Origin of the sequence: Pseudomonas petrae, assembly GCF_021728295.1 — a bacterium.
Lineage (GTDB): Bacteria > Pseudomonadota > Gammaproteobacteria > Pseudomonadales > Pseudomonadaceae > Aquipseudomonas > Aquipseudomonas petrae.
The window spans coordinates 49,284-72,619 of sequence record NZ_JAKJXE010000013.1 but is presented as its reverse complement, the minus strand read 5'-3'; the positions used below and the strand labels follow the sequence as shown (position 1 = coordinate 72,619).

Genomic DNA, 23,336 nt, shown 5'->3' with positions numbered 1-23,336 from the left:
CTCACATGTACGAGTAGAAAAGGCTGTCGAGCAGGCGCGTCCAGCCTTGCACCAGCACGAACAGCAGCAGTTTGAGGGGCAGCGAAATGGTCATCGGCGAGACCATCTGCATGCCCAGCGCCAGCAGCAGATTGGAGACGATCAGGTCGATGACGATGAACGGGATGTAGATCAGAAAGCCGATCTGAAAACCGGCCTGCAACTCGGACAAGACGAAGGCGGGCACGGCCAGCAGCAGGTCGCTTTTGCTGGCCTGATCGGCCATGTCCTTGGGCCACATGCGCTGGGTATTGTCGAGCAGGTGGGCGACGACTTCCGGGTCAGTGTTGCGGCTCATGAAGCGCTGAAGCGGCTCGATGACGGTGTTGGCGCTGGCCTGCAATTTGTCGGTGCTGCCCATCTCCAGCGGGTGATCGTGAACCCGCTGCTGGATTTCGTGGGCGACGGGGGCCATGACGAACATCGTCGCGGCCAGGGCGATGCCGTACAGCGCCATGTTCGGCGGCACCTGCTGCACGCCGATGGCGTTGCGGGTAATCAGCAGGGTCATGGAGATCTTGAGAAAAGCCGTGCAGACGATCAACAGAAACGGAATCAACGACAGGGCGCCGAGAAACAGCGCCAGCATCACCGGGTTCATCCCGTCCATGATCATGGGTGGGACGCCATGCGTGTGATTTGCAGGCCGAGCCGGCCCTCGACGCTGACCAGTTCGCCTTCCGCGACGACGCGTTCGCCGTGGCACAAGGTGGCGAAACCGGGCGTGACGCCGTTGACGGGTAACACGGTGCCGGCAGCGATGCGGCGCAGGTCGCCGAGGGTCAGTTCGAGGCTGCCGCAGCGCAGGGTCAGGGCCAGCGGCAGTTGATCGAGGGAATCGAGGGAGGTGTGGGTTTCTGTTGATTGAGGCTGGTCATGTTCATCCCCGTAGCCATCGGAGGAAGTTTCATCCTGCCACTCGCTCTCGGTGGCGTGAGGGTCCGGTGCTTCAAAAGCTTCCCGGCTAAAGCCGGTCCCATGGTTCAGTGCGGGATCGGTCGACTCATCGTCGGCAAGATCCTCGATCTCGTCTTCGTACAATTCTTCATTGACCATGTCCCAAGTCTTCCTCGTGGCTGAACCGTACATACAGCTGCTCTGCGCGGCTGTCCGTCTGCACTGCCCATTGCCGACCCGCCAGTTGCAGGCGCCCGCCACCTTCATCATCGAAATGACACAGCGACGGCAGCAGCACGTCCCCCGGTTGCAGCGACGCCAACTGGTCGAGGCTCAACGACAGCTCGCCCAATACCAGCGGCTGGCGGATGGGCCAGTCTGGCGCGACGTTCTGCCGGTGCGGCTGCCATTCATGGCGGCCCAGCAGTTGCAGCATGACCCGCGCGTCTGCGCAGAGCTGTGCGTGCAACACCTGCGAACCCAGCCGCAGTTGCAGCCTGCAGGTCATCGGCGCGGTATTCGGGCTTTCGCCCTCGGCGGACAGCGCAGTGATATCGCTGAGTGGCCGCAGAGGGCAAAGCAGTTCCGCCAGTTGTGTACTCATGCGCTGATTCACCAACTGCCAGTACCACGGCTGATGTTCGCCGCCGAGGGTGACCGGCAGTTCGCCCAACAGGCTGAGCACCGCTTCGGCGTCGCTCAGGGCAAAGGGGCCGAGGGCGCTTTCGAACCACGTGAGCGATGAGGCATTCCCGGCTAAAGCCGGTCCTACGAAGGGCGAGCGGTCATCGCCGGGCATCAATCTCAGGGTCAGTTCGCCGCGCTGGCCCTGGGCGGTGTAGCCGAAGCTCACGCCGGCGCCCAGTAAACGTGAGGCTTCGGCGACGGCGCTGCTGACTTCCCGCAGTTGCAGCGGACTGAACGACGGGTTCCCGGCTAAAGCCAGTCCTACAGGGTTCGGGCGGCTGATGTTCAGGTGGTTCACGTCCAATCCACCCATGCCCACGTTGCTCACGTCCGAATTCATGTCCGAGTTCATTGCCTATGCCTCCTCATGCAACGACAGATCAACATCACAGCCCAGCGCCTGTTCCAGCGCGCTTTCGCAGTTGCGTTGATGGGGCTGCAAGCGTTTCAGCACGCCACGCCGGGCGAAGCCCAGTTCGATGCTCCACTGGTTGTCACGCTTGTTGGCGTTGACCTGCACCTTGCCCAGATTGGGCATCAGCAAGGTCAGGCTCAACGGGCCGTCCGGTTGCTGGGGCAGGCGTTGCGCAAGTTCGTCGATCAGCTGCGTTGGCACGCCTTCCGCAGGGAACAACGTGCTGAAGCTGCTGCCGGCGAACCCCGATTCGCTCTGCTCTTCCTTCACCGGCGGCACCAACAGCTGGGAGAAAAACATCCCGTCGGCACTCAACGACGCAGGCGCAGCGGATTCATCGCACAACCGCCGCAGGCGTTCGGCATCGGCGCGACGCATATTGGCCAGCGGCTGGCGCGTGTCGCCCGGCGCGGCAGGGGATGGCGAAGGCGTGGGCGCGCGCGGCGTCTCGGCACGGGGCTGCGGTTGCGGGCGAGGTGGGTGTTGCACCGGGCTGTTCATGTCGATTCACCTTGTTCGTTGAGGGCCTCGGCCAGGCAGGCGAGTTTTTCCACGGCGCGCTGAGACGCTTTCGCAGCGTCCCTGGCCTGAGCGAGTCGCTGCTGTTGTTCCTCGATGCCCAACTCCTGGCGGGCCATGTCCTGGCGGATATAGGCGAGCCGGTCGAGCATGCGGTTTTCCTTCTCGTGCCAGCGTTCGAGGTCGTCCAGCGACATCGCCTTGTTGACGTGGGCGCTGCTCAACACCTGCCGGCGTTCGCGCTGGTTATGGCGTTCCTGCGTGTAGGAATCGCGAGTCTGCTGCAGGTGGTCGTGCATGTGCTCCAGGGTCTTTTGCGCATGCCGTTGCGCCCGTTCGGCACTGGCCTGGCGATGCTGACGCAGCGGCGTGAGCACGCTGATGACCTGTTCCATGGCGAGGGTTTGCGGATCGACTTCAAGCTCTTCTTCCACGCCACTACTCCGGCAGTTGCGAGGTGAGTTGCATCAGCGCCGCCAAGGTCTCTTGCAGCGGGACCGGCTCGCGCAGGTCTTGGCGCAGAAACGCATTGATTGGCTCGTTCAGCCGCACGGCGCAGTCGGTCACCGGGTCGCTGCCGGGCTGGTATTCGCCCAGGCGCAGGAGCATTTCCACTTGCTTGTACGCCGCCATCAAGCGACGCAACCGATTGTTCGCCTGCTGGTGCTCGCGGCCGGTGACGTTGCTGATGATCCGGCTGATGCTGGCCTGCAGGTCGATGGCCGGGTAATGCCCGCGCTCGGCCAATTTACGTGACAGCACAATGTGGCCGTCGAGCAGCGAACGCACCTCGTCGGCGACCGGGTCGTTCATCGAATCCTGTTCGATCAGCACGGTGTAGAGCGCGGTGATCGAGCCGTTTTCGCTCATGCCGGCCCGTTCGACCAGGCGGGGCAGCAGGGTGTAGACCGAAGGCGGCAGGCCGCCGCGCCCGAGGGGTTCGCCGGCGGCAATGCCGATCTCGCGCTGGGCCCGGGCGAAACGGGTCAGGGAATCCAGCAGCAACAACACCTTCAGGCCGCGCTCGCGAAAGGCTTCGGCGATGGCCGTGGCGGTGAAGGCTGCGCGGGCGCGTTCCATGCTGGAACGGTCCGAGGTCGCGCAGACCAGCACCGATCGCGCGCGCAATGTGGCGTCCAGTTCGTGGTCGAGAAATTCGCGCAGCTCGCGCCCCCGTTCGCCGATCAGGCCGAAGACGATCACGTCGCAGTCCATGTTGCGCGCCAGCTCTGCCATCAACGTGGTCTTGCCGCAACCGGCGCCGGCGAACAAGCCAACGCGCTGGCCTTCGCCGAGCAGAATCGCGCTGTCGATGGCGCGCACGCCTGTGGGCAATGCTCTGCTGATGCGTGGCCGCTGGGTCGGCGGCAGGGCGTCGGCGATCACCGGCAGGGTCACCCGCCGATCACCGGGCCCGGCGAAGGCGCCTTCTGAATCGCCCAGCAGCGGACGGCCGAAACCGTCGAGCACGCTGCCCAGCAAGCTGTCGTCGACGCCGATCCGATGGGCCATGCCCAGCGGCCGAATGTGCGCGCCGACCTGAATGCCGTCCGGGGTGCCGAGGGCACTGAGCAACGTGCAGTCGCGGGTGAAACCGACGATTTCAGCGAGCATGGTGCTGCCGTCGGACTTGCTGACTTCACACAGGTCACCGACCTTGGCTGCGGGGATCTGGCACTCCAGCAAGATGCCGCTGACGGCACTGACTCGGCCGCTAACCTTCACCGCAGAAAAGCCCTTCAGGCGCTGACGGTGAGCAGATTTCCATTGATCCAGCGCCGCGTTCACCAGCTGACCTCGTAGTGGCGATCGCCGTCGAATTGAATGCGGTTGTCATCGATGCGCGTCAGGCGCAGCCCGGCCAGTTCGTCGCCGACGTACAGCCGGCGACCGTCCGCTGTGACCAGATGCGCATTGGGCCCGGACATGATCTGCACGATGGTGAACGGCAGGCCACTGGTCCCGGCGGCGACGTTGTCGATTAACGCGACCGGCGTGTCATAGCGGTCTTTGAAGCGCTGAAGCATGCGCTGATACACCAGCTGCGATTCAGGCTTGAGATTGCCGCTCAACGCCAGACCGTCGGGCGTTTGCTCCACGCTGACATCGCTGAGCAGACGCTCGCTGAGCATGGTGTTGAGCTGGCGCTTGACGTCATCGACGCTGGTCAGCCGGATGCGCTTGCTGGCGGGCTGCTCGGCTGTTTTGCTCTTTGCCGTTGAAGGCCTGACGGGCCGCTCCTCTTGTTTAGCGAGCTGCTGCGCCGGCGAACTGATCGCCAGTTGCTCTGAAGCGGGCGTCGCGCTGCGGCTCAGGCTCCAGGCGCTGCCGGCAATGCCGAGCAACACGCCGATGACCACGCCGGTGGTGCGATTGAAGAAGCGCGAGCGCGACTCGACCTTCTCCAGCGGCGCGCTGGCCGGTGCCTCGGTCTGCGCCGTCTGCTCGGACCGCGCTTGAGGAATCACGGCAGGCAGCGATGGCCAGGGGTCTTGCGCCGGTGACACGCACAGCCACACCGAACCCAGCACAAACGCGGTGTTAGGGGTGAGCAAGGTGCTGGCGTGAAGGTGTCCCTCTTCATCGGCAATAGGGCCGTCGGCGGCGTTGAGCAGCCAACCGTCGCCCTGACGTTGCAGACGGCAGTGCAGCTGTTCGACACCGGGATCATGCAGCGCCAGATCCTGGTCGGCATCGGCGCCAATGCCCCATTGCTCACCCACCAGCGGCAGCGCGGCGCCCTGGTGCAGGCCGGTCAATACGCGTAATTCAAACATGTGACGCTCTCCAGGCACTCAAGCGGCGTACTCGTTATCCAGCGCGTGCGGATCGTCTTCGTGATCGCTCTCGAAGTCATCTTCCAGATCGAAGCGCCCCAGCACCTTGACCTGCGCCGCGTTGCTGATTTCGGCAAACGACAGCACCGGCACGTGATAGAACTCTTCCTGCAACAGGGTGCGCAGCGGGCTGCGCAAATCCTGCGCGACCAGCAACACGGCGCGCTGGGCGCTGCGCAGCGGGAAGGCGATGTGCAGCTGCTGCACCAGCAACTGGCTGGTTTCGTTGTCCAGCGCAAAGAAGGTTTCGGTCTGGGTCTGGCGCAAGCCGTCGCGCAGAATGCCTTCGCTCTCCGGCGTCAGCACCCAGACCAACAGGCCTTCGGGGCCGCAATACTGGTGGTAGATCTGAGATTTCAGGGCGATGCGCACGTAGTCGGCGAGCACCGTGACTTCGCGCTCATGCTGGCCGTGCTCGATGAGGGTTTCGGCAATCACCCGAATCGCCCGCAGCGGCACGCACTCCGAGGCCAGGCGTTGCAGCACCGCCGAGAAGCGCGCCAGCGGCAGCACGCGCTGCATTTCCTGGGCGAGCTCCGGCTGCTCCGATTCGAGCCAGCCGAGGATCGCCTTGGTTTCCTGCAGGCCGATGAACTGCGGCCCGCACGACTGCAGCGCGCGCTCCATGCGCTCGATGATCAGCGTCGTCGCGTCGATGCGTTCCAGGTGGGCTTCCTGCAGTTGCGGCGCGTCGGTCGGCAGCCACAACCACTGACCTTCCTCGCGCTCGAGGCTGCCGTACACCCCCGAATCAGGCGAGCCTTCCACCGAACGCGCGTCCACCGCGACGTGGGTCTGGCTGAGCGTAGCCCGGAGCAGCGGCACTTCGTAGACCGAAAAACGAAACTCGTCCGGTGGCAACAGCTCGCTGGTTTCGATGATGAACGAGGGCAGGGTCAGGCCGTATTGCACGACCAGCCGATTGCGCCGCTGACGGATTTCGCTGACCAGTGCGTCGATCTGCGCCGGGTTCTGGCTGGGGTGAAAATGCAGCACGAACTGGCGGCTGGGGGAGAAGGTGCGCAGGTCTTCGCGGCCGTTCATTTCCGGCGCGACGGCCACGGCCTGGGCTTGCTCGGCCTTGGGCTTGGCGCGGTGCAGCTGGAGCAGGCCGCCGACGCCGCAGATGATCGAGATGACCACGAACACCGCCGTCGGCATGCCCGGCAACGCGGCGAATCCAAGCATCGCCACCGCCGCGATGATCCACGCCTTGGGCTGGCTGGTGATCTGCTCGGCGATCTCCCGGCCGATGTTGGCTTCGACGCCGTTTTCGCCGCTGGGCACGCGGGTGATGATCATGCCGCAGGTGACCGAAATCAGCAGCGCCGGGATCTGTGCGATCAGGCCGTCGCCGATGGTCAGCACGGTGTACACCTGCAAGGCATCGCCAGCGGTCATGTTGTGCTGCACCACGCCGATGGCGATGCCGCCGATCATGTTGATGGCAACGATGATCAAGCTGGCGATGGCGTCACCGTTGACGAACTTCATGGCCCCGTCCATGGCGCCGAACAGCTGACTTTCCTTGCCCAGCTCGGCACGCCGTTTGCGCGCTTCGTGGACGCTGATCAGGTTGGCGCGCAGGTCGCTGTCGATGGACATCTGCTTGCCCGGCATCGCGTCGAGGGTGAAACGCGCGCCGACTTCCGCCACCCGCTCCGAGCCCTTGGTGATGACCAGGAAGTTGACCACGGTGAGGATCAGGAAGATCACCAGGCCCACCGCCAGGTTGCCGCCAACGACAAACTGGCCGAACGCTTCGACGATGTGCCCGGCGTCCTGATTGAGCAGGATCAGGCGGGTGGTGGAAATCGACAGCGCCAGACGAAACATCGTCGTCAGCAGCAGCACCGCCGGGAAGGTCGAGAACGCCAACGGGCGGGGCAGGTGCATCGCCAGCATGATCAACAGGCACGAGATGCAGATGTTAATGGCGATCAGCACGTCCACCAGCCCGGTGGGCAGCGGGGTGATCATCATGAACACGATGGCGATGACCACGAACGCACCGACGATTTCCGAGCGGCGCATGGCGGCGTGCGCGATCGAGTTGAGCAGGTTAATGACACGATCCATCAGGCGAGGCCCCCCTGGAGCTGGTTCTGTTCCTGCCGAGTCAGTTCGGCCATGAGAATGAGCAGGTTGCCCAAGGCGTTCTGGCGGCTTTTCATGTCGCGCCAGAGCAGAATCGGCAGCTGTTGCAGCATGGGCCGCAGCCCGTTGAGAAACGCCAGTTGATGCTTGAGCTGAGTGCCGCCGATGTGTTGGGTCAGTTGCAGGGTTTCGCCCAGGCTCATGCCCTTACCCGACAGCGCCAGCAGGTGTTTGAGGAAGGCCGACGAATCCACTTGCAGCCCGGGGTTCTTGTTGCGCATGCGACCCAGCAGATGCTCGCAACTGCGCAGCAGGGTGGTGACGTGCCGCGCGGTGTTCAGGCCGTGCATCAACGTGCGCAGTTGCTGCGGCGAGGTGGATGGGGTGAGCGATGAGAGGTCGTCGGCGAGGGCGCTGCGCATGTCCCGCAGGTTCAGTTCGAACTCGCCGGGTTCGTCCTGCTCGTTGATCAGCGCGTCGATCAGCCCGGTGATGTTCTGCTGCCCGGCCACCGCCACGCTGTAAAGATTGCGCAGGGCGCTGCGCCGCTTGGTGTCCAACTTCGGCCGGGAAAACGCCTTGGCGCTATTGATACCGGCGCGGGTGCGTTTGCCGTATTGGCGACGCAATTGCTTGAGCTGCTGGCTCAGGACCACGTGCTCGCCCATTTCACCGTCGGCCTGGGCCTGCTTTCTTGCTGCTTGCAGCATCACATGGGCCTTGGCCGGGTCGCCGTCGGTGTAGCTCAGAATCTGCGCCAGGCTCGAAGCGTTCTGGTTTTGCAACTGTTTGCGCAAGTTACGCGCGGCATCGTCGAGGCCTTTGTCCTGGCTGCCCATCAACAGCTGATACAGCTCGCCCAGTTTCACCGCCCGCGATTGCAGGGCGTTGCCGCTGGCGAGCAGCTCCCGCTGGCTGAGGCTGCGGCTCTGCTGCACCAATGCCGAAGCGAACCGCGCGACCTGTTGCGGCGAGGTGCCGTTGACGTTCGGCGGATTGGCATGCAGCGGCGCGGGCGCAGGCGCCTGCATTTTTGCCGGCGCGATCGCAGGGGTTTGCAATGCCTGTGGGGCAGAGGGGGCGGCGATCTTCATAAGTCGGCTCTGGATAGCTCGGTTCGGGGCCTGGTCATGGGCTCTGAGTGGAGCGCGGCGGCAAAGCGGTTCCATCTATTTGCGCGCAGGGGCATCTGTGCCAAATCTCGTCGGAGAAACAGCGTGTTCGCGCAAAGATTTGCACAGCATTGTACTTTCAGATTGTTTTAAATGATAAAAATCAATGATTTAAATGATATTAATGGATGGCACGCATATCGCTATAGGGCTAATACACTCAAAACAAGGAAGAGCCCTGATGTTTTCCAACCTTGCGATTCTCGACATTGACTCCCCAGTGCGCCGTCCCGCTCAAGGGATACGTCACCTGACCAGTGATCAGATCAAGATGATTCGCGGCTTCATTCAGAAGCGGGTCATGAACCCGGAAGATGTCGACGACATTCTGCAAAGCACCTTTCTGGAAGCGCTGCGCAGCGAGCACAAGTTTCAACACGCGAGCAAACCCCAGACCTGGCTGTGTGGCATCGCGCTCAACCTGATCCGCAACCACTTTCGCAAGATGTACCGCCAGCCGTACCAGGAAAGCTGGGAAGACCACACCCATTCCGAACCCGACAGCCATGGCGACATCGGCCATCAGGTTGACGGCCATCGTCAGTTGGTGCGAGTCGTCAGGGCGATTGGCACGCTGCCGTCGAACATGCAGCGAGTCATCGAGGTATCGCTGGAAATGGACGGCAATTATCAGGAAACCGCGTCGTCCCTTGGCGTGCCGATCGGCACCGTGCGCTCACGCCTGTCCCGGGCCCGGGAGCAACTCAAGCGGCAGATGGACCCGTTTGCCTGAGTGCCCGCCGAGCGCGAGTGTGTTGATCAGCCTGCGCCTGCGCCGACATCTTGGTTATTGGCGGTTGACCCTGGTGGGACTGACGGAACGCGAACTGTGTGGGACCGGCTTTAGCCGGGAAGACGTCGAGTGTCACGCCGCAGGATTGATAGTGTTCACACAGGCCTCTTCCCGGCTGAAGCCGGTCCTACGGGAACGCGGCGTGCACACATGATGGAACTGGACAATGCCCTTGTAGGACCGGCTTTAGCCGGGAAGGCGTCGGGCGTCACGCCGCAGGATTGGTGGTGTTCACACAGGCCTCTTCCCGGCTGAAGCCGGTCCCACTAAAAAGCATGGCGTGCATCCAGTGGCACTGGCTGAACGCGATCTTTGTGGGACCGGCTTTAGCCGGGAAGGCGTCGGGCGTCACGCCGCAGGATTGGTGGTGTTCACACAGGCCTCTTCCCGGCTGAAGCAGGTCCCACTAAAAAGCATGGCGTGCATCCAGTGGCACTGGCTGAAGGCGATCTTTGTGGGACCGGCTTTAGCCGGGAAGGTGTCGGGCGTCACACCGCAAGATTGATCGTGTTCGCACAGGCCTCTTCCCGGCTGAAGCCGGTCCCACTAAAAAGCATGGCGTGCATCCAGTGGCACTGGCTGAGGGCGATCTTTGTGGGACCGGCTTTAGCCGGGAAGGTGTCGGGCGTCACACCGCAAGATTGATCGTGTTCACACAGGCCTCTTTCCGGCTGAAGCAGGTCCCACTAAAAAGCATCGCGTGCATCCAGTGGGACTGGCTGAACGCGAACGTTGTGGGACCGGCTTTAGCCAGGAAGCCTCCATCCTCATACCCCCTCCGAAGTGTGCGGACGGCCCGCTCGGTAGTTGGGAAACAAATTGCAACATTTATCGGAACCGACGCGGCGCAGCAGCCACACAGTTGCCATTCCCCATACCCGGATGACGACTCATGCGTATCTCAAGCACTCCGTACAACGGCGTTGCCCCCCAATCTGCCGGCGCCGATGCCGCCCAGGGATCGCCGCTGACTGACCCTAAATCGGCGCCGTTGCAGAAGGGTGGGGTAGACCCGAATATCCGCTTCGGCGCCTCGACCCAGCAGTTACCGGCGAACAGTGCATTTGCCGGCAATGCGCCTGGCAGCACAGGCACTGCTGGCCCTCTTTCCGGTAAAACCCAAAGCACTGAACAGCAGTTGCTTTCATTGCTGACTCAGCTCATGCAGCTGTTCAAGGGGCAAGCTCAGTCGGCGCCCGGGACCGCCACATCATCTCCCGACACCGCTACGCAAAACACGCCCACGTCCGGTGCCGTCCCCACGGGCAATCCGCAGCCTGTCGCCCAAGCCGACGCCGCAGCCCCCGCAGCCCCCGCAGCGCCGGTCGAGGCTGCAAAACCGGCCGAGGAACCCAAAGCCACCGAAGCAGCGTTTCTCGACGACTCGAAATATTCATCGCCCAAGGAGCTTGAGCGCTGGGCGCCAATGGTCGCCAACCTGCCAGCGGATCAACGCGAGCAGGCGGCCAAAGAGCTGAATCGCCCCATCGCCGCTGCGCGCATGGCCGCTGAAAAAGGTCCGGATGCGGCCAAGGCCATGGACTTCATCAACGCCAACCCATCGCTGAAAACCGCTGTGGACACTGGCAAGCACGGCGGTAAAGCGGACGGCAAGATCACCGACGGCGACCTCAAGGCCTTCGCCAAGAATATGCAAAAAGCCGCCGACAGCGCGGACAAGGACATTTCCAACTACCAGAAAGACCATCCCGATGCCGACCCTCAATCTCTGGAAATGGTCCGCAGCGCTGCATTGATGCGCGCCAACGATCCGCTGACCAAGGCCGCCGACCCCAAGCATGCGTTGGGCGCCGACGGCAAAACCAAGGTCGATGGCCTGACCAGCGCCGACGGCCTCAAGGCGATTCAGAACGACAATCCGGGACTGGCCGGGCCGTTGAAGCAGGCGGCGAAAACCTGGTCGCAGCCCGGGTTTCTCACCCAGATCGATCAGGGTGGCCTGAGCGGTCGTTCGCTGGCGGCCCACAGCCCGGACAAGCTGTTCAACGCCAAGAACATCAGCGACTGGATCAGCAAGCAGGCGCCCACCAACGGCGGTGAATTTGCCAGCGTGCTCAGCGATGCGGCCACCCTCAATTCAGTCGCGAACGTCGATATCTCCAAGCTGGGCAAAGACGTCTTCGACAACCCTTCGGCCTACAGCGGCGAGCAGAAAGCCGCCGTCATGATCAAGTTGCAGCAGACCCAACAGAGCGTCGTCGCCGGCCAGGACCTGCGCAAAACCGGCAAGACCGAAGATGCGCTGAATGAAAAGATCGGCCAGTTGCAGGCCGATCCTGACGTCCAGGCATTCCTCGACAAACAGATACCGCAGCAGTCGCGGGCGCTGGTCGGCAGTACGCCGTCGCTGCAGAAGGCCGTCAACGAGCAGATGCAGAAGGTCAACAGCGGCGAGGCCCTGCAAGCGGACCTGAACACTGCCGACAAGGCCACCAAAAAAGACAAGCCGAACGCCGATTACAGCAGCGCCCTTGGTGGGTTGTCGGCGCAGTTGCAGATGCAGAAAGACCTGCTCGGCGACAACGCCAATGTGCCGACCGCGCAACAGGTACTCGGTCAGCGGCCTGATCTGCAGGGCAAGATTCAGGATTCGTACGTGCGCAACTTCAGTGAAGGCGGCGCCGTCAGGCAGTTGCTCGATCAGAAGAAAGCCGATGGCGAAGAGGCGTTGCAAACAGCCGATGCGCAAAAGGCAGCGTATGACAGCGTGCTGCCCGACACCTTCGTGCAGAGCCAGCAGTCGCGCTACGTCGAGTCCACCTTCAACCACCTGGAAAACACCAAGAGCGGTCGCAAGGTGCTGGAAAATGCCCAGGGCGACAAAGACCACGCGCCGTCGATGGCCGCCCAAGTCGCCTCGAATATGGGCCCTTCAGCGCTGCGCTCGGTGGCAGGCTTTGCCTCGGTGTCAGACATGCTCGCCCGCGGCGACAAAACCGATGCCGCCAGGACGATTTACGACAGCACCAAATCCGGACTCTCCGCGGCCAAGCACGGTTATGACGCCGTGGCGAAATCCGCCGGGCGCGCGGGGCTGGGCGAGGTGGCGGCGAAAGTCGGCGGCCGTGTCGCCGGCATGGTCGTGGGAGAAGCAGCGGGGCTGGCCGCCGGCGCTGCCATTGGTGCCTCGATTCCCGTGATTGGCTGGATCGCCGACGCGGCCATGAGCCTGGGTTTCGGCATCTCCGCCATCATCGAAGCCGTCAAGAAGCACAAGGCCCAGAAGGCCTTCGATCACAACGTCGATCCGGTCCTCGATCAGTTCGGCATCCCCAAAGCCCATTGATGTTTCCTAACCCTAAAGAGGTAAGTGATCATGAGTATCGGTATTTCCCAGATTCGGCCGTTGAGCGATCCCGCCGCCCATCCGGATTTTTCATCCCTGAGCGGCAAGCCCGGCCAGAGCAACTCACTGGGCGGTGGCGGCGGCGCCGGTCAGGCGCTCGACGCGAGCTCGATTCTGTTTGCCCATGCCGGGCAGTCCCAGGTCAACTTCGGATCGCCTGAAAACCAGGACTCGAAAACCAACGCCGCCAACCCCCTCGCCGGTGGCGCCGACCAGAACGGCATCGCGCAGCAGCTCATGGCGTTGATCATGCAGTTGATGCAAATGCTGATGCAGAACAATCCCAATCAAACCGGCAATCCTGCTGCACAGAACAATGCGGTAACCGGCGGCGGGGGCGGTGGTGGCGGCGCTGCGGAAGGTGCCGAGGGTGCGGGCGGTGGCGGCGCTGCGGAAGGTGCCGAAGGTGCGGGCGGTGGCGGTGGCGCTGCGGAAGGTGCTGGAGGTACACAAGCGGCTGCTGCACCTGCGGCCAATGCTGGTGCGGTGTCTAGCGATACCTCCCTCAGTGGCTCGGGCGACTTGCATCTGCCGCAACAGCTTGAGCCATACCGCAACGACATCATGGACGCGTCCAAGGCCACCGGCGTGCCGCCGAGCATTCTGGCCGGGCAGATCTGGGCCGAGTCGCGCGGTCAGTTGGGCCAGGACACCACCAACGTCAACGGCAAGACTGATGCGGGCGTGATGCAGGTCAACGCCGACACGTTCGCGGCCCTCAAGCAAGACAACCCCAAAGAGCTCGGCAACGCTGACGTGAACAACGCCCACGACAACATTATGGCCGGCGCGCTTTACATGCGCGATCAGCAGAAGACCTTTGGTGATTGGGGCTCAGCACTGCGCGCCTACAACTCGGGCCCGGACAAGGTCAACAAGGGCAACCTCGGGGATGTCGGCGGTGTGGGCGATCCGAAGTACGTCGACAACGTCATGAACTTCGCAAAAATCATCGAAAGCGGTCAGGGGCAATTGCCGGCCTGACCTTCGTCGTCAATCCATTGGGAGGGCGGGGCGAGCAGGTGTCGCTCTCCTCTCAAAGCGTGAAGTGCCCCTCGAGGGCACTGACCCATAGGGGGTAACAACGTGGACGGAATCAACAGATCATTATCGACCCATCTGCCACTGCACACCGCGTCGGCCACCGCCACGCACGGTGCCGAAGGCGCTGACGGCGCGCAGGGCACGGGCGCGGTCAATCAGGTCAGCGCGGCCACCGCCGAGACGGAAATCCGGGCGATCTCGGAATACCTCAAGACTCAGGTGTTCGCCGGCCATCGACAGACGCCTATGCAGGCACCTCGTAACGTCAGCGTCGCCAAGCTGGCGGAGATCAACGAGCACAATGCCGGCGTCGCGCGGAGCAATGCGCAGCTCGACGCCATTGCCGACAGCCGCGCGCGGGTCCTCCACGGACTCAACGAAACACCCGCCACCATTGCCGACACGCTGGCCAAGGCGGAGAAACTTGATCGCCTTGCAACACGCAGCTCTAGCGCATTTCGCGCGATTCCCTTTGCCAGTGCCACCGTGCTGCAGTACGCCAAGCCGGAAATCACCCAGGGCGCCTGGCTGCCGGCGCCACTCAAGCCCCTCACGCCGTTCATCGCCGGCGCCGTGTCGGGGGTTATGGATCAGGTCGGCACCGGGGTCATGAACCGCGTCACCGGTGACGCCCATTACCTCAAGGCACCTGCGTCAAAGTTGCACGACGCCCTCGCCGAGTCCGCCAAGCGCAATGCGCCCGGCCTGACCAAGCAAAGCGTTGACATGGGGATCGGCATTCAGGGTTACAGCGCGCGTAATCTGCTGCGCGCCGGGGTCGCCACCACGCTGGCCGGCAGCCCCAAAGCCCAGGCCCTGACCGACACCATCATTTCCTCAGCGGGGGGGCTGGTCGCCAATGGCGTGTTCGGCAACCGCATGCACACTACCGAAAACCGCGATCACCAGCGCGGCGGTGCGTTCGTCTTCGGGCGCAAAGACACTGACACGAAACCGCTCGATGAAGAAACCGACTGGCTGGCGGCATACCAGGGCATTAAGGACGCGAGCTACACCGGCGCCACCCTCAACGCCGGCAAGCGCTTGGCAGGCATGCCCCTCGATATCCTGACCGACACCAGCAAGTCCGTCCGCAGCCTGGTCTCCGCCACCAGCCTGACGCAAAACGGCCTCGCCCTGGCCGGCGGATTCGCGGGTGTCGGCAAACTTCAGGAAATGGCGACAAAGAACATCAGCAACCCGTACCTGAAAACCGCTGTCAGCCAGTTGACCAACACCGCTGCCTCATCAGCGGTGTTCGCCGGCTGGACCACTGCCGGCGTCGTCACCGGCCCGGCCACCGAAGCCGCCGAAGACTTGCTGCAGAATGGCGTCAAACACGCTGCGTCTGCGACCGCGACATTCGTTGGCGATCAAGCTGTTGCCGGGGGCAGGGCGGTGGGCTCGCTGGCTGACCGGACGGCCCGCGCTGCGGTGACCACGGCTGCGGATTTGCGCGCCGAATACGACAACCACGTACGTCGGCGGGATCGCAATCCTGATATTGATATGGCTTGAGCGGTTGGCCACCCGAGACCGAGGGCAAGGTGCTTCGGCCTCATCGTGCCGGTGTCGGTCGGTTGCCCATGGGTTAGTAGCTTGCTGGATGCCCAACGTGAGCAGCCTGAATCAATCCACGCCAGTGGAGCGGTAACGGCCTTTGTGCATTCCAGGCAGGTTTGCCCTGCCTGGAATCATCCTTCATCGATTACGAGTGACCCGCCACAAGGTGTTCGACAAGTCGTCGGCGATGATCAGTGCTCCACGTGGGTCCACCGTTACGCCGACTGGCCGCCCGCGGGTTTTCCCGTCGGCACCCCGAAAGCCGGTCGCGAAGTCAACCGGCTCGCCCTCGGGACGTCCATTGCTGAACGGCACGAAAATGACTTTGTAACCGACCGGATTCTCCCGGTTCCAACTGCCGTGTTCGCCCACGAACACCCCTTCGGCGTACTTTTCGCCCATCGCCGGGATGGAAAAATCCACGCCAAGCGCAGCGGCATGGGACCCGAGGCTGTAGTCGGGTTTGATGGCGGCAGCGACCATTTTCGGGTTCTGCGGTTGGGCACGCGTGTCTACGTTCTGGCCCCAATAGCTGTACGGCCACCCGTAAAATGCACCCTCGCGAACCGAGGTCAGGTAGTCCGGTACCAGATCCGGGCCCAGTTCATCGCGCTCATTGACCACTGCCCATAACTGGCCGGTTTGCGGCTGGATGGTTAACGCCGTCGGGTTACGGATACCGGTCGCATACGCTTTGTGGGCCCCCGTCTCGGCGTCTACCTGCCAAACCCTCGCCCGGTCAAGTTCGACCTCCATGCCGCGCTCGGTCACATTGCTGTTCGAACCGATGCCTACATATAAGGTGCGGCCGTCGTCGCTGACGGCCAGTGACTTGGTCCAGTGGTGGTTGATTTCACCGGGCAGGTCAGTGACCTTGATCGGTGGGCCGCTGGCTTTGGTCTGACCCTCTTCATAATCGAAACGAACCAGTTCGTCCTGGTTGGCCACGTACAATTTGCCGTTGGCAAACGCCAACCCATAGGGCGCGTTGAGGTTTTCCGCGAATACCGTCTTCGTCTCGTAGACGCCGTCGCCGTCTGCATCCCGCAGCAAGGTCAGGCGGTTGCCGCCTTTAACCTTGGTGTTGCCCTGGGCCTTGATATACCCCGCGATCACGTCCTTGGGTTTGAGTTTCGCGGCGTTTCCGCCGCGACCTTCAGCCACGAGGATATCGCCGTTGGGCAGCACGAGCGTCTGGCGAGGAATCTGCAAGTCGGCGGCGATGGCCGTCACGCTGTAACCCTCAGGGACTGTCGGCTTCTGATCGCCCCACAACGTCGGTTCTGCAATCTTCATGCTGGGTAAAAGACCGCGCTGGGGGGCCGGCATTTTCGGGTCAGGACCCAGCGCCTGGCTGTTATCCCCTGCGTCACCGCAGCCGCTTAATAACAACGCCATGCTGATCGCGGTCAGTTTGATCGAGTGGCTCATTGTCCTTCTCCCGAACGGATGCTGGTGAGTCCCAGCCACGCCGTCACGCCAATCAACAGCGTGGTCAGTGCAGAGAGAATGAGGCCCGACGGCATGGTGGCGAAGGCATCCTTGGCATGTTCAAAGGCGTTGACGAGCCCCAGTGCCCAGGTCACCACCAACAAGACGAGGTAGATCACGGGGCGCCCGGCTTTGCGATCGGCCCGGATCAGATTGACGAGCGCGAACAGCACCGCGAGTCCGCAGAACACCAGCCCCCCGGCGATAAGCCAGGAGGCGAAGTTGCTCCATTGAATCTGGTAAGTCTGAAAGTAGGTGATATCGCTCAGCAATGCGCCGAGAAACAGCGGGACGGTTCCGCCAAGCATTATCGCGTGTAGCGGGCCTGGCGGGCTTCTGTAGACAAGATGGGTGGTAGTGTTCACGACGGCTCCCTATTTTACTGACGCTTATGCTGTGCAGATGAACTGACCCATCAGGGCCGCGCAGGATGCGCATCGTTTGGGATCAATTCGCCGGGAACATAGTTCACCGAATTTGGGGCGTTATGAATATGCCGTTACGCCTGCACGTGCAGGGTGCGCAGCGCTCGATAGCTCATCAGGGATCCGCTGCATTGGAAACTCAGAACAAGTCCCGGATTTGGCGCGGTTGTTGGCGAGGCGGTAGCCCTGGTGTTCGGGAAAGGTCAGGCTTGACTGCGAACGCTATCAAGCCCCACGCCGCAACGTGCGTGGGGCTCGAAAGCGGTCACAGCGGCTCAGTGCTCACCGACCAAATGCCGACGCCTGAACTGGTCTGATTGATGCTCGGCATGTTGCCGTTCACCCGCGCGCGTAGCGGTCAGTCGCTGCTGCTGGCGGTCGAGCAGTTTGAAGTACCCTGTTTCCAGATGAGCGTCGTTGGCCGTGCGCAACAGGTCCAGGGTGCTGCGGCCATGCGCCGTGCTTCCCTTGATGAGGTCGATGGCGTCCGCCGGGGGCAAGCCGTCCAGTACGGCATTGAATGCGGCGCTCACATCCGGGTCGTTGCCCGAAATGACCCGGCAGGCGGCGTTGCTTTCTGCCTCGCCTGGCGCGAGCACTTTGTGCAGCGTGCGGGGTTGCAGGGATAACGCGGCGATCCCGCTAAAGTAGGCCACCAGCATTGCCTTGACGTTCGCCACGGCATTTGGCGTCCAGCCAGTGCTTGGCGACAGGCAGATGTCCGGGATGATGTTTGGCTGGTCCTGTTCGGGGTTGCCGAGCAATTTGCCCAGCTCCCGCGAGCTGAAATCGCCGCTTCGCAAAGCACTCAGATATGCGCTGATGCACCCCGCGTCCTCGTAGGCAGCGGCACGCTGAAGGCATGTATCGACGTCGTTATCCTTGCCTTGCAGCAGACGATGTTTCTCCTTTTTGTCCAGCGCGGCGCTCTGACTGACTCGCTTGACGAAGGCGTCGACCATCGCAGGGTGGCCGAACGATGCGGCGTCGCTCAACGCTGTCCCCCCACTCGACGTTCTGGCACCCAGAAGCCCGGCCAGCTGGCCTTTGTCGAGACGCAGCTTTTCAAGTTCGTCAAACAGGCGATGAAAGTCATTCAGTTTCTGATGCTCCATTGCCACCGCCACATTGTTATCGCCGGGCTCGCCGCGGATAACATCGAACCTGTCAGCACTGCGCAGCCCTGCAACTCGTAATAAACGCAGGTAGTCGGTGACGAACTCGGGATGGCTCGTTTTCGAATGCAGCGCGCATCCTATCGGGTTGCGTGCACCTTCAACCCTGGGTGCGAGGATCTGTCTGGCCACCGACGGGGATACTTTCAAGGTGCTCAATCCAGTGGCCATGACCCTGAAACTGCGGTGCTGCAAGTCATAGTTCATCGTCTTGTCGATCACGCCTTGCGCAAACCGACGCAAACGTTCTGGATTGGCCTGCAGATAAGGAACCGCCTTGCTGCCAACCAGCCCCTTGCGACTCATGTATTCGCACAAACCCAGAAACGCCTGGCTGGAGTTGACGTTCCAGAGGCTGAACAGCAATTTCTTGTCCACTTGAACAGGTAACCTGGAGCCATCGCGAAAGTATTTCATGTCATTCGCTGGATGGCCCACATCGCCGCTCACCGCCTGTATGAAGGGGTATCTGCCGGCCTTGAAATAGCCTTCATTGTCAGGAAACGCCTGGTCGAAGGTGACATCGGAAATGCTTTTGTCGGGATAGCGCTCGATCCGGCGATGCACGTTCGTATCATTGGGGTCGTAAAACGCTACGGTAATTCGTTGATCTTTGTTCTGAATGTGGACCGGCAAATCATGGTTGTAGGTGCGTAGCATGATTCGGGCCTCAGGCAGGCCCTTGTCGACGACCTGCCGAACCATATCGTCCAGCCAGCGTGGGAAATGCGCTGGGGTCAGCAATGGGTTGTTACGCCCGGTCCTGAACTCCAGTTCGTCCGTGCCATTGTCGGCGCGGGCGTGAGGGTCACTGGGGTGAGTGTAGAAGGTTTGCAAGTCGGGTTTGGATTTCGCCACGCCGTCCAGAAAATCCTTGCCCCCGCGCAGCCCCGTTGGTTCATCCGCGAACAAATAGTTGAACGCCAGATGGCGGCATTCAACCAACGGCTGGGTGACTTCCATGTTCAGGTCGATGATCGGGCCGCGCTTGGCAGACAGGTAAACCTGATCTTTACCTGGTTTGATGGGGTCCGGTCGCTTGCGAGGTTCGGGTCGTGGCTCGCCGGTTCGGGTGCGTCGATGACGGGATGAGGAGGCGCCGGGTTGAGCGCGACTTTCCTCCTGAGGCGCAGTCACGTTCGGACGCAAGGGCAGAGAAGAAATACGATTCGACGGCATAACGAAGGCTTCCCCAGACAAAGACCCTGTGTGGCGCTCTTCGGGGCTACGGTTCCGTTGGCGCATCAAGCGTAAGGCTCAGTTCGCTTTCACCGTCCACAATTGATCAACCCGCGTCGTGTAACTGCTGCTCATCAGGTCTCGGCGCATGGCCCATTCCGGCGCGGCCGGGACGCTGGCCGAGCGCAGTGTGCCCCGCCCCCATCGCGTGTTGATTTCATCAAGCACCTCCATCACCTTGCCGGCGTCGGTGGGTTGCGAATGGGCGAACAGGTCATCGGTGAATTCGCCCGGGTGGCGCAAATCCATCAACAGCACTTCGGCCTTGCTGTATTTGAAGCCCGGCCGGAACAGCCGATTGACCGCTTCGGTCGCCGCCTTGGTCATCAGGCGCACGTCGTTGGTGGGGTAGGGCAGTTCCACCAATGCGGCGTTGGCGTACTTGACCTCCTCGGGGTTGAACATCCCGGTGCGGATGCTGACGCGGATCTTCTTGCACAGCGAGTTCTGCGCCCGAAGCTTTTCGGCGGCGCGCTGGGTGTAGGTCGCGACCGCCTCTTTAATCGGTTCGATGTCGGTGACCCGTGCGCCAAACATTCGGCTGCAGCAGATTTCCTGTTTCGGCGGCGTGACGTCTTCCAGCTCCAGGCACGGCGTGCCGGCCAGCTCGCGGGCGGTCTTTTCGATGACCACGCTGAAGGTCTTGCGCAAGGTCCACGGGTCGGCCCGGGCCAGGTCCATCGCCGTCTTGATGCCCATGCCTTCGAGGTGCGCCCTCATGCGTTTGCCGACTCCCCAGACCTCGCCGACATGGGTGTTGCGCAGGGTCCAGTCGCGTTTGAACGGATCGCTCAAATCGACGACGCCGCCGGTGATGTGTGACAGCCGCTTGGCGGTGTGATTGGCGAGTTTGGCCAGCGTCTTGGTCCGCGCAATGCCCACGCCCACCGGGATGCCGGTGCATTTGATCAGCCGCTCGCGAATGCCCCGGCCAAACTGTTTCAGGTCGCCGGGGATGCCGGTCAGCTCGGCGAATGCTTCGTCGATGCTGTACACCTCAAGCGCCGGCACCATCGACTCGATGATCGTCATCACACGCTCACTGATATCGCCGTACAACGCGTAATTGCTGCTGAACGCCACCACCCCGGCACGGCGCAGGTCGTCCTTGATCTGATAATAGGGCGCGCCCATTTTCACGAACGGCTTGGCATCGTGGCTGCGCGCGATGACGCAGCCGTCGTTGTTGGACAGCACGACGATGGGCGTCCTTATCAGATCCGGGCGGAAGACCCGTTCGCAGCTGGCGTAGAAACTGTTGCAGTCGATCAGCGCGAAGGTGCGCTCATACGGAATCATGATGGCCCACGCTGAACCGGGCAGTGACTGGATTCATCGGCGGGCGGCGAGTGCAGGCCCGGGGCAGGGCGGCTGGACGGCCTGACGTGGGGCGTAGGCCATAGGGAATAGCGGAAAAACCTGGAAAAACGACGTTCATGGTGAAGCCCTGCTTTTCGTTAGCTGTATGTATATACAGTTAAGCGGCTCTGCCGGGAGGGGTCAACTGCTTCGGCGGGAAGACCGACCGACGCGCATGGGCGGCGATTTTTGTGGATTCAGTAGGACCGGCTTTAGCCGGGAAGGCATTGGCGAGACGCTGCAAAATCGAGGGTGATCCGACTGGCCTCTTCCCGGCTGAAGCCGGTCCCACTGGAGGACTGCGCGTGATTAGTCGGACCGGCTTTAGCCGGGAAGACGTCGGGGGCCACACTGCAAAACTCAGGGTGATCCGACTGGCCTCTTCCCGGCTGAAGCCGGTCCCACTGTAGGACTGCGCGTGATTAGTAGGACCGGCTTTAGCCGGGAAAACGTCGGCCGCCACACTGCAAAACTCAGGGTGATCAGCCCTGTCTTTCCCGGACAGCGTTGAGGGGGGGAAATGAATAACGGGTGGCAATATCTCTCTTGGTCTGAACTTTGCTACATCCCTGCTACAGGCGGCCTCGATCACAGAAAATTGGCGCGAAGGCACTCCTGAAATCACCTTTAGTTTTGAATCGGCATGCTCTACGACGCGCATGCCAGGAGCCGGCCATGAGTACTCTCTCGGAAATTGCAGCAAACCTCTTGAAACGCGAAGACAGTCCCGAGAAAGCCGCTACGCAGGCTGGCCCCCGTGGCCCGATGGGCTGGGAACAACTGATGATGCTGTCGAAAGAGAAAGACATACTGAAGTGGCAAGCCGCCTTGTCCCGGCTCATTGCCGATAATCCCGGTCAGCGTCGCGTGACCGTGATGCGCGTGATTCAGGGCGGTCTGGCCTGGCATAACCCGGATTAATCGCTGAGCCGCTTGTGGACGCAACGTCCGGCAAGCTGCTCCCGCTGCTTCTAGTGGGACCGGCTTTAGCCGGGAATAGGTCATCGGTAGGTCCAGATCGTCCGAAGTGTCCGTTAGCCGCTATTGATCGACATATTGGCGTTAGTCGGCAGGTACATTGCGCGCTAAAGTGGCGGGCATGTTCCTGGCACCTTCGGATGACGCAGATGACCCGCCCCCGTTTTCTCCCCGACAACTTCACCCTCATGCTGATCACGGTGGTGATCATCGCCAGCTTCCTGCCGGCCACTGGGCAAGTGGCCGTTGGCTTCGGCTGGCTGACCAACATCGCCATCGCGCTGCTGTTCTTTCTTCACGGCGCCAAACTGTCCCGCGAATCGATCATCGCCGGAGCAGGGCACTGGCGTCTGCACCTGCTGGTGTCCGGGCTGACATTCGTCCTGTTCCCCTTGCTCGGTCTGGCACTCAAACCCGTGCTGTCGCCGCTGATCGGCAAAGACCTGTACATGGGCATTCTGTACCTGTGTGCGCTGCCCGCGACGGTGCAGTCGGCGATCGCCTTCACTTCACTGGCGCGCGGCAATATTCCGGCGGCGATATGCAGCGCGGCGGCCTCCAGCCTGTTCGGGATATTCCTGACGCCGCTGCTGGTTACGCTGTTGCTGAACGTCCACGGCGAAGGCGGCTCGACCCTTGATGCGATCGTGAAGATCAGCGTGCAATTGCTGCTGCCGTTCATTGCCGGCCAGATCCTGCGGCGCTGGATTGGCGCCTGGGTCGGACGCAACAAGAACTGGCTGAAATTCGTCGATCAGGGCTCAATCCTGCTGGTGGTCTACGGCGCGTTTAGCGAGGCCGTGAATGAAGGCATCTGGCAGAAAACACCGGTCTGGGATTTGGCAGGGCTGGTGGTGGTGTGCTGCCTGCTGCTGACGCTGGTGCTCGTGGCCGCGACCCTGCTGTCCAAGCTGTTCGGCTTCAACCAGGAAGACCGCATCACCATCCTGTTCTGCGGCTCGAAGAAAAGCCTGGCGACCGGCGTGCCAATGGCGCAAGTGCTGTTTGCGGGGAGCACGATCGGGCTGCTGATTTTGCCGCTGATGCTGTTTCACCAGATTCAACTGATGGTCTGCGCGGTGGTGGCTCAGCGGTATGCGAAGCGGACGGAGCCGGTGGTGGAGTTGATGGCGCAGGTTGATCCTTGAGGGTGTTTATTCGCTGAATGGCGTAGTGAAAAAGCCCCGATTTTTCGGGGCTTTTTGCGTTTTGGAGTGGGGGTGGGCGATGGTCAGTCAA

19 protein-coding genes are annotated in these 23,336 nt (G+C 62.1%); 6 read left to right on the top strand and 13 right to left on the bottom strand.

Going from position 1 to position 23,336, the window contains the following annotated elements:
* Position 1: 1 nt before the first annotated feature.
* The 9 genes from sctR to sctW are packed head-to-tail and all read right to left on the bottom strand — an operon-like array spanning position 2 to position 8,585.
* Positions 2-655: a type III secretion system export apparatus subunit SctR gene (gene sctR, locus L4G42_RS20785; protein WP_237252347.1), complete on the bottom strand. Its 654-nt coding sequence runs from the start codon at positions 653-655 to the stop codon at positions 2-4.
* Positions 652-1,095 (bottom strand): FliM/FliN family flagellar motor switch protein, encoded by a 444-nt coding sequence (locus L4G42_RS20780; RefSeq protein WP_237261174.1) that lies wholly within the window; start codon positions 1,093-1,095, stop codon positions 652-654. The genes sctR and L4G42_RS20780 overlap by 4 nt, the downstream gene beginning before the upstream one ends.
* On the bottom strand, positions 1,085-1,975 hold the full coding sequence (locus L4G42_RS20775) for a type III secretion system protein (RefSeq protein ID WP_237252349.1): 891 nt from the start codon (positions 1,973-1,975) through the stop codon (positions 1,085-1,087). The genes L4G42_RS20780 and L4G42_RS20775 overlap by 11 nt, the downstream gene beginning before the upstream one ends.
* 3 nt (positions 1,976-1,978) lie before the next feature.
* The gene (locus L4G42_RS20770) at positions 1,979-2,539 is read right to left on the bottom strand and encodes a type III secretion system HrpP C-terminal domain-containing protein (protein ID WP_237252351.1); all 561 of its coding nucleotides are present in this window, start codon (positions 2,537-2,539) and stop codon (positions 1,979-1,981) included.
* Positions 2,536-2,991: a type III secretion protein gene (locus tag L4G42_RS20765; RefSeq protein WP_237252353.1), complete on the bottom strand. Its 456-nt coding sequence runs from the start codon at positions 2,989-2,991 to the stop codon at positions 2,536-2,538. Before L4G42_RS20765 ends, L4G42_RS20770 begins: the two co-directional genes overlap by 4 nt.
* A 4-nt stretch (positions 2,992-2,995) precedes the next feature.
* Positions 2,996-4,345, bottom strand: coding sequence for a FliI/YscN family ATPase (locus L4G42_RS20760; protein WP_237252354.1), 1,350 nt, complete (start codon positions 4,343-4,345; stop codon positions 2,996-2,998).
* Entirely contained in the window at positions 4,342-5,334 is a 993-nt protein-coding gene (gene sctD / locus L4G42_RS20755; RefSeq protein WP_237252355.1) for a type III secretion system inner membrane ring subunit SctD, read from the bottom strand. The genes L4G42_RS20760 and sctD overlap by 4 nt, the downstream gene beginning before the upstream one ends.
* A gap of 18 nt (positions 5,335-5,352) precedes the next feature.
* Positions 5,353-7,473: a type III secretion system export apparatus subunit SctV gene (sctV, locus tag L4G42_RS20750; protein ID WP_237252357.1), complete on the bottom strand. Its 2,121-nt coding sequence runs from the start codon at positions 7,471-7,473 to the stop codon at positions 5,353-5,355.
* Positions 7,473-8,585 carry a type III secretion system gatekeeper subunit SctW gene (gene sctW / locus L4G42_RS20745; RefSeq protein ID WP_237252359.1) on the bottom strand — a complete coding sequence of 371 codons (1,113 nt, stop codon included), beginning with the start codon at positions 8,583-8,585 and terminating at the stop codon, positions 7,473-7,475. The genes sctV and sctW overlap by 1 nt, the downstream gene beginning before the upstream one ends.
* Before the next feature lie 259 nt (positions 8,586-8,844).
* Between sctW and L4G42_RS20740 the strand changes: the two genes are divergently transcribed.
* From L4G42_RS20740 to L4G42_RS20725, 4 genes are all read left to right on the top strand, one after another.
* Complete coding sequence (locus tag L4G42_RS20740) at positions 8,845-9,396, top strand: RNA polymerase sigma factor (protein WP_237252361.1); 552 nt, start codon at positions 8,845-8,847, stop codon at positions 9,394-9,396.
* Between the two features lie 952 nt (positions 9,397-10,348).
* Complete coding sequence (locus L4G42_RS20735; protein WP_272904035.1) at positions 10,349-12,763, top strand: type III effector HrpK domain-containing protein; 2,415 nt, start codon at positions 10,349-10,351, stop codon at positions 12,761-12,763.
* Between the two features lie 30 nt (positions 12,764-12,793).
* Positions 12,794-13,807, top strand: a complete 1,014-nt coding sequence (locus tag L4G42_RS20730) for a transglycosylase SLT domain-containing protein (protein WP_237252362.1) — start codon at positions 12,794-12,796, stop codon at positions 13,805-13,807.
* Between the two features lie 279 nt (positions 13,808-14,086).
* Positions 14,087-15,385, top strand: a complete 1,299-nt coding sequence (locus L4G42_RS20725) for a type III effector (protein WP_419789393.1) — start codon at positions 14,087-14,089, stop codon at positions 15,383-15,385.
* Between the two features lie 183 nt (positions 15,386-15,568).
* Here the strand turns inward: L4G42_RS20725 and L4G42_RS20720 are convergent, their stop codons facing one another.
* From L4G42_RS20720 to umuC, 4 genes are all read right to left on the bottom strand, one after another.
* Positions 15,569-16,861, bottom strand: coding sequence for a PQQ-dependent sugar dehydrogenase (locus L4G42_RS20720; RefSeq protein ID WP_237252365.1), 1,293 nt, complete (start codon positions 16,859-16,861; stop codon positions 15,569-15,571).
* Positions 16,858-17,286: a DUF2231 domain-containing protein gene (locus tag L4G42_RS20715; protein ID WP_237252367.1), complete on the bottom strand. Its 429-nt coding sequence runs from the start codon at positions 17,284-17,286 to the stop codon at positions 16,858-16,860. The genes L4G42_RS20720 and L4G42_RS20715 overlap by 4 nt, the downstream gene beginning before the upstream one ends.
* 335 nt (positions 17,287-17,621) lie before the next feature.
* Entirely contained in the window at positions 17,622-19,484 is a 1,863-nt protein-coding gene (locus L4G42_RS20710; RefSeq protein WP_237252369.1) for a hypothetical protein, read from the bottom strand.
* 294 nt (positions 19,485-19,778) lie between these two features.
* On the bottom strand, positions 19,779-21,059 hold the full coding sequence (gene umuC / locus L4G42_RS20705) for a translesion error-prone DNA polymerase V subunit UmuC (protein WP_237252371.1): 1,281 nt from the start codon (positions 21,057-21,059) through the stop codon (positions 19,779-19,781).
* Between the two features lie 735 nt (positions 21,060-21,794).
* Between umuC and L4G42_RS20700 the strand changes: the two genes are divergently transcribed.
* Positions 21,795-22,040, top strand: a complete 246-nt coding sequence (locus L4G42_RS20700; protein ID WP_237252373.1) for a hypothetical protein — start codon at positions 21,795-21,797, stop codon at positions 22,038-22,040.
* A gap of 206 nt (positions 22,041-22,246) precedes the next feature.
* Positions 22,247-23,245 (top strand): bile acid:sodium symporter family protein, encoded by a 999-nt coding sequence (locus L4G42_RS20695; RefSeq protein ID WP_237252375.1) that lies wholly within the window; start codon positions 22,247-22,249, stop codon positions 23,243-23,245.
* Positions 23,246-23,336 lie beyond the last annotated feature (91 nt).